Origin of the sequence: Pseudomonas parakoreensis (genome assembly GCF_021602155.1) — a bacterium.
Classification (GTDB): domain Bacteria; phylum Pseudomonadota; class Gammaproteobacteria; order Pseudomonadales; family Pseudomonadaceae; genus Aquipseudomonas; species Aquipseudomonas parakoreensis.
The window spans coordinates 1-2,053 of the sequence record NZ_BQHY01000048.1; the positions used below are offsets into that span (position 1 = coordinate 1).

Sequence of the window (2,053 nt, forward strand, 5' to 3'; positions counted from 1 at the left end):
GTAACCGATCCATCACTCACACATTCAAAGCCGCCCATTGAAGCCCGATGCTGCGCTCCCGATCTCTTTCTGGAGCCAGCACCTCATGATGCGTCCCGACGCCAAAGTCGAAAAAGTTTACCTTTACCCCAAGTCCGTGGACTTCCGAAAATCCATCGACGGCCTGGCCGCCCTGGTCGAGCTGGATATCAAGGTGGCCGTCTTCGACCCGGTACTTTTCGTTTTTCTGAATCGCTCCCGCAACCGGGTGAAAATCCTCTATTGGGAGCGCAACGGCTTCTGTCTTTGGCTCAAGCGCCTGGAATCCGAGCGTTTCAAAACCTCGCCCCACGTCACCGACGAAGCCATCGTATTGAGCGTCCAGGAACTGAACTGGTTGCTCGACGGTTTTGACCTTTGGCGCAACCGCCCTCATCAGGTTTTGACCCCACGCTACGTAGCCTGACCCGGTATAATCCGGGCCATGATTTCCCTGCCCGACGACCTGCCTGATGATCCTGTTTTGCTCAAGCAACTGCTGCTTGAGGCACTCAGTCGCCAGGAAGAAGTGGCCCAGGCTTATCAAACCCACATCGTCGACCTGAAAGAGCAGATCAAGTTGCTGCGCGACCGCTTGTTCGGGCGCAAGTCCGAACAGACTGTCGAGCCCAACACGCCGCAACTGGCGCTGTTCAACGAGCCCGAAAGCGAGCCGATGCCGCTCGTTGATGACCCTGACGAAGAAGCCGTTGCGCCGACGCCGCGCCGTGGCAAGCGCAAGCCGTTGTCGGCCGATCTGCCGCGTATCGAAATCATCCACGAACTGCCTGAACACGAACTGACCTGTGCCTGCGGTTGCCGCAAACACGCCATCGGCGAAGAAACCAGCGAACAACTGGACATCGTGCCGATGCAGATCCGTGTCATCAGGCACATCCGCAAGGTCTACGGTTGCCGGGGCTGTGAAACTGCACCGGTCACGGCTGACAAGCCTGCTCAGTTGATCGAAAAGAGTATGGCCAGTCCCAGCGTGCTGGCGATGCTGCTGACTACCAAATACGTCGATGGCTTGCCGTTGCACCGGTTTGAAACCGTGCTCAGCCGACATGGCGTCGAGATTGCGCGCCAGACGCTGGCGCGCTGGGTGATCCAGTGCAGCGAACACTTCCAGCCACTGCTGAATTTGATGCGCGACCGCTTGCTGGAAAGCCCGGTGATCCACTGCGATGAAACCCGCGTGCAGGTGTTGAAGGAGCCGGATCGTGACCCGACCAGTCAATCCTGGATGTGGGTGCAGGCCAGTGGCCCACCGGACAAGAAAGTCGTGCTGTTCGACTACACCTCCAGCCGAGCGCAGGATGTACCGTTGCGTTTGCTGGACAGCTATCGCGGCTATGTGATGACCGATGATTACGCCGGCTATAACGCCTTCGCGTTGCAGCCGGGCGTGGAGCGACTGGCATGCATGGCGCATGCACGCCGCAAGTTCGTGGATGCGCAAAAAGTGCAGCCTAAGGGTAAAACCGGGAGGGCTGATATCGCGCTGACGATGATCAACAAACTGTACAGCATCGAACGCGAATCCAAAGACGCCAGCGATGAACAACGGTTTATCGCTCGTCAGGAGAAGAGCTTGCCGATCCTGGCCCAACTGAAAAGCTGGCTGGCTAAGACCCAATCCCAAGTGACGCCGCAAAGCGCATTAGGCAAGGCTGTGCACTATCTGGCGAATAACTGGAACCGACTGGAGCGCTATGTCGAAGCGGGTTATTTACCCATCGACAACAACGCCGCTGAAAGAGCGATCAAGCCGTTTGTGATCGGACGCAAAGCTTGGTTGTTCAGTGATACCGTCAACGGCGCCGCCGCCAGCGCAAAGATTTACAGCTTGGTCGAGACCGCCAAGGTCAACGGCCAGGAGCCCTATACGTGGCTGCGCCACGTACTGGAGCGGTTGCCATATGCCTCGACGGTCGAAGACTACGAAGCCTTGCTGCCGTGGAACTGCTCACCGGAGATGCCACGGTAAACCGTTGACCCACCTTGGGATAGGTGGGGTTTATGGATCGCTTAC

2 protein-coding genes are annotated in these 2,053 nt (G+C 57.8%); both read left to right on the top strand.

Features of this window, described 5'->3' with window-relative positions:
• Positions 1 to 85: 85 nt before the first annotated feature.
• Complete coding sequence (gene tnpB / locus L6D63_RS28235; RefSeq protein ID WP_010568142.1) at positions 86 to 445, top strand: IS66 family insertion sequence element accessory protein TnpB; 360 nt, start codon at positions 86 to 88, stop codon at positions 443 to 445.
• Positions 446 to 463: 18 nt separating this feature from the next.
• On the top strand, positions 464 to 2,008 hold the full coding sequence (tnpC, locus tag L6D63_RS28240; protein ID WP_010568141.1) for an IS66 family transposase: 1,545 nt from the start codon (positions 464 to 466) through the stop codon (positions 2,006 to 2,008).
• Positions 2,009 to 2,053 lie beyond the last annotated feature (45 nt).

Coding starts and splice junctions, on each gene's coding strand:
- tnpB (WP_010568142.1), top strand. CDS start 86: ATGATGCGTCCCGACGCCAAAGTCGAAAAAGTTTACCTTTACCCCAAG.
- tnpC (WP_010568141.1), top strand. CDS start 464: ATGATTTCCCTGCCCGACGACCTGCCTGATGATCCTGTTTTGCTCAAG.